Annotated in this window: 3 protein-coding genes; 2 read left to right on the top strand and 1 reads right to left on the bottom strand. The window is 42.1% G+C overall.

Translation table 11 applies throughout. The annotated features are described in order from the left end of the window. Window positions 1–553: 553 nt before the first annotated feature. On the bottom strand, window positions 554–1,462 hold the full coding sequence (locus tag R4I06_RS04370; protein WP_334414359.1) for a 4-(cytidine 5'-diphospho)-2-C-methyl-D-erythritol kinase: 909 nt from the start codon (window positions 1,460–1,462) through the stop codon (window positions 554–556). Between the two features lie 87 nt (window positions 1,463–1,549). Here R4I06_RS04370 and dusB point away from each other — a divergent pair, with 87 nt between their 5' ends. Both dusB and rpoD read left to right on the top strand, forming a co-directional pair. Next, window positions 1,550–2,515: a tRNA dihydrouridine synthase DusB gene (gene dusB, locus R4I06_RS04365; protein WP_334414360.1), complete on the top strand. Its 966-nt coding sequence runs from the start codon at window positions 1,550–1,552 to the stop codon at window positions 2,513–2,515. A 218-nt stretch (window positions 2,516–2,733) separates the two neighbouring features. Beyond that, the coding region (gene rpoD / locus R4I06_RS04360) for an RNA polymerase sigma factor RpoD (RefSeq protein WP_334414358.1) at window positions 2,734–4,528 on the top strand (1,795 nt) is incomplete at its 3' end.

The following is a 4,528-nucleotide window of genomic DNA, read 5'->3' as shown; positions in this document are numbered from 1 at the left end:
TCGCTCTAAGTTTGAACAAAAGCACGGTGAGAAGACGCAATAGCACAAAACCACACAGTATTCAGAAGAAAAAGCCCTACCAAACTCACATATTGGAGGAGCAATGCTCCCTCTTGAAACCTAGACACAGTGGGGAGCATACCCTCTACCAAAACTACACAAAGCCATATTTCGTGTGGAAGAGCTGCATCCTTATACACTACTCCGGCGGTGTTTTCCATAGCCATTTCAAGGTGTGCTGAAAATTTCCTGGACTGAATCAAATCACAACTGAAGGAAGAAACAGGACACTAAGTTATATACAAACTCTGTGTTTCATCTACGCAGTAATTGCTGCCAAGTTTGAACAAGAGTACGGCAGGAGTTCATTATACCATCTAGTACAGTACTCGCTCAGTTGAATAAAAAAAGCACAGCTGAAGTGCATAGTGATACTGAAAACCACACAACAGTTAGATGAACAGGCTATACTTCGCATGGGAAAGCTGCGCCCTTATAGCACTCCCGCAGTGTATGCTGAAAAAGCAACATAATATTGGCTGACACTTGTATTTTAAAACGCCTCTGCTTCTTGCGCGCCTGTAGTGAGAATTTCGGTTTTGTATACGTACCACTCTTTATGGGCTGATTTCAGATGATTCGCAGCTTTGTTTGACAGCTCTTCGTCATGGAATAGCGCAAAGCATATTGAGCCACTGCCGCTCATTCTAGCTATAAAGCATCCATCTAAAGCATTGAGTACATTCAATATCTTGCCAATCTCCGGAATTATAGAAATCGCAACGTCTTCCAAATCATTCCGAGAATGCTTCATAATGTACATCCACTCATCATAATTTTGCTGTAAGCTACCTATCTTCATAGAAAATTTTTTCCCACTGTAAGCAGAAAACACATTTTCTGTCTTTAGTTCCACATTGGGCCCTACTAGCAAGATGTGTTTAGGTAAAAAAGCATCAGATATGCACTCTACATTCTCTCCTGTGCCGCTTACAAAGGCTGTTTTAGATTTTATACATGCGGGAACATCGCTACCAACCTTCAGTGCAACTTTTTCAATATCGTGCTCACCTATATTCCACAACTTTCCAAGAAGATTTATTATACCTGCAGCATCAGCAGATCCCCCTGCAAGGCCGGCAGATACCGGTATGTTTTTAAACACCCTCACATACACGTTGCTGGTAATGTCACTACGCACTGCCATTATGTGATCTATAGATCTCTGGATCGTGTTATTGTGCTTGCATACAGTATCTGCTTTAACGAAGTTTATTCCCTTCTTTTCAGATCCTACGGTGATTTCGAGTGTATCGTAGAGAGCAACGAACACAAAAACCGATTCTAGAAGATGATACCCACTTGAAGTCTTGCCAACTACGTGCAAAAACAAGTTCACTTTTGCAGGAACCCTTACTCGATATCGGTGTATCAAGCTTTTTAAATTTAATAATGAGTTCACCGAAATATTTACTAAATTAAGTATTGCTATGCGTGAAATTGCAGTCTATCATTCGCACTCTTCCAGTATAGTGTATCACACACAGTGATGAAACATTTCATCTCAGAATACCCAGTGATACTTGCACCTATGTCGGGTGTAACGGATTTTCCGTTTAGGTCCATGGTCAGAAAGTTAGGGGCAGGGCTGCTAGTATCGGAAATGATAGCAAGTAGAGCTATGATACTCAAAACACGTCAGAGCATGCAAAAGTCGGAAGTATGTGAGAATACTTCTGTGCAGCTTGCGGGGTGTACTCCTGAAATAATGGCGGAAGCAGCACTCCTCTGTGCTGATATGGGAGCGAAATCCATAGACTTAAACTTTGGATGTCCTGCAAAAAAGGTTGTGGATGGATATGCGGGATCTGCACTTATGCGGAATGAAGAAAATGCACGTAGCATAATGGAAAGCGTAGTCAAAGCTGTAAAGGTGCCTGTTACAGTTAAAATGCGAATGGGATGGGACATGAATAATCTGAATGCGCCAAAACTCGCAAAAATAGCTGAGGATGTGGGCATTCAAATGATAACAGTACATGGACGTACGAGATCTCAGATGTTTAGCGGAGTAGCAGATTGGGAGTTTATTAGACAGGTAAAAGAATGCGTCAAAATACCTGTAATAGCCAATGGTGACATACGGACTATGAAAAATGTAGTAGACGCCTTAGAGATCTCAAAAGCTGATGGAGTGATGATAGGAAGAGGTGCATATGGGAAACCTTGGCTTATAAGGCAGGCTTTGCATTTTTTGAAAACACGCAGCATTCAAAAAGAACCCTCTTCAGAGGAAAAACTTAAAATAATTCTGGAACACTATGACAACACTTTAGACTATTACGGCAAAAGTTTGGGAGTGAAGATACTTAGAAAGCATATAGGTTGGTATAGTACCTCGCACAGCGGATCTTCCTACTTTAGAGCACAGATAAATATGCTCGATGATCCTGTAGAAGTTAGGGAGAAGTTAACAGCGTTTTTTCAAAATAACCCTGTTGTAGATAGCGAGTAGTGAATTGTAGTAAATTATTGGACACTTGGTTTAATATGTGTTAGGACTTTGCCTATTATCTTGTATCGGTATTGCGTTCGAGATAGCAGCGCTCTGGCGTTTAGCTGTGTTCTACTGTGGGCGTGAGCTGGCCTTTTTGCGTGCTCGTTGTTTGTGCTGTTACGTGAAAAGTCGCGCTGCGTACAATAGTTTTTTATTTTCCTTTTCGGGATTTGTTGATGGACAAAGAGCTTGTTAGAAATCTCATAACTAAAGGCATAAAGCAAGGCGGAATAATAACCTTCGATGATCTTAATGATGCACTCTCTGATGATGTGGTTTCCTCAGACAGTATAGATGAGACTATATCGCTTCTACAGGATTCAGGTATTAGTGTATTAGAGCAGAGTGATGAAGACGAGGCAGAATCGCCACCCGAGGACAGCATAACAAAAGATGAGGACGATGAGTCTGGCATTAGGTCATGGGATTTTGGTCAAACTGATGATCCGATACGCATGTATCTGTGTGAGATGAGTTCTGTTGAGCTTTTATCAAGGGAAGGCGAAATTGAGATTGCAAAGCGGATAAAGGCCGAAAAAATAAACATGTTGAGGTGCATGGTTGAGGCTCCATTAGTACTCCGCACTTTTATGTCCTGGAGGGATGATTTAGTAAACCAACAAATCATGCTTAGAGATCTTATTGATATCGATGCAAATTATAGAAGCAGCAATCCTGAAGCAGAAGAAGATGAGTTTGGAGAGGACATCATTGAGGAAGACTCGGACGACGTAGCTGATCCACCCCTAGACAGTGACGACAGCGATGAAGATGACGAAGAGGAAGATGAATCCAACGCAGGAAACGCTTCTATCCTTGAAATGGAAAATGCTCTTCTACCCAAAGTGATATCTATTCTTGATGCGACTATAGAGTCTGCAGAGAAAATCCTGGAGATGAAAAAGATTAGAAGGGAGAAGGGAGTATACGACGAAAAATTGTATAATGAGCTACATGACAATATATGGGAAATGGTTTCCCAAATGAAGTTGAGTGACTCCGCTGTCTCGTCTGTGACACAGAAAATATACAATCTTAGCAAATCCATAGCTGCGGAGGAGGCTTCGCTTTTATCTTTAGTTGAGAGTTATGGGGTAGACCGCAAGAGCTTTCTCGAAGCGTACAATAATAACACCATTGGTGAATACGTGAATGCTTCACCTGAGTGGAAGGAATTACTTGATAAAGAGTCGGAAACGATAATAGGCATGTTAAACAGGGTTAAGCTGCTCTCTAATGAGGATGCGCCTGGGGAGTTTAAGGCTTTAGTTGCAAAAATTCAAAAGCATGAGCGCACTGCTAACAAGGCGAAGCAGGACATGATAAAGGCGAATTTGCGGCTTGTGGTGTCTATCGCAAAGAAATATTCAAACCGTGGATTGCAATTCTTGGATCTCGTACAGGAAGGCAATATCGGTCTAATGAAGGCTGTAGATAAGTTTGACTACAAGCGCGGTTACAAATTTTCTACCTATGCTACTTGGTGGGTAAGGCAAGCGATAACGCGTGCTATAGCAGATCAGGCACGTACAATCAGGATCCCTGTTCACATGATTGAAACTGTAAACAAGATAAATCGCACTCTTAGACAGATGCTGCACGAGATAGGTAGGGAGCCTACTCTGGAAGAGTTATCTGCAAAGCTCAATATCAACGTTGAGAAGATTCGCAAGGTGATGAAAATAGTGAAAGACCCTGTGAGTCTGGAAAGTCCAATTGGCGATGATGACAGTAGCACGTTTGGTGATTGCATAGAGGATAAGCGTGCTGTGAAGCCTGAAAACGCTGCTGTTCTTGCGGATCTACGCGAGATTACGACGAAAGTTCTTTCTACTTTGACTCCGAAAGAGGAGCGTATATTGCGTATGCGCTTTGGGATAGGAAAGGGAGGCAAGGACCACACGTTAGAAGAGGTAGGTAAGCTGTTTAACGTTACCAGGGAGCGGATACGGCAGATTGAAGCCAAGGCTC

The sequence above is a fragment of the Anaplasma bovis genome, from assembly GCF_036903315.1.
In the GTDB taxonomy this organism is placed as follows: Bacteria; Pseudomonadota; Alphaproteobacteria; order Rickettsiales; family Anaplasmataceae; genus Anaplasma; species Anaplasma bovis.
Note: the sequence above shows the minus strand (reverse complement) of the source record. Positions and strands in the feature narration are given on the sequence as shown.

What these genes read in the sequence shown, in the direction of transcription:
- dusB (WP_334414360.1), top strand. Translation starts at nt 1,550, where the DNA reads ATGAAACATTTCATCTCAGAATACCCAGTGATACTTGCACCTATGTCG.